Here is a 284-nt window from a genome sequence, read left to right as displayed (position 1 = left end):
CGGTGAGGCGTGGCGCGTCGCCGAACACCGCGGCGAGCACCTCGTTCGGCGGAATGTAGAAGTCGCCGGTACCGACCGCGACGACGGAGACCACCACCGTCACGAGCAGCAAGGCCGCGCAGACGCCGACCGTTCGAATGTCGATGCGGCCGTCCACTCGATCCCGCACTCGCACGACCCGCAGCGTTCGGCCGAAATCGATGCCGCCGCCGCGTTGTTCACGGGTCACAGTCCGCTCGCCTTCTTGCGGCGAACCAGCAGGATCAGCACCGGTGCGCCGACGA

The 284-nt window shown here is 68.7% G+C and carries 1 pseudogene; it reads right to left on the bottom strand.

From position 1 onward, the window contains the following. Positions 1 to 229: pseudogene (locus A2J02_RS26485) on the bottom strand (iron-enterobactin ABC transporter permease); the annotation flags it as partial. Positions 230 to 284: the final 55 nt, after the last annotated feature.

This window comes from Rhodococcus sp. EPR-147, assembly GCF_001647185.1.
Lineage (GTDB): Bacteria > Actinomycetota > Actinomycetes > Mycobacteriales > Mycobacteriaceae > Rhodococcoides.
Note: the sequence above shows the minus strand (reverse complement) of the source record. Positions and strands in the feature narration are given on the sequence as shown.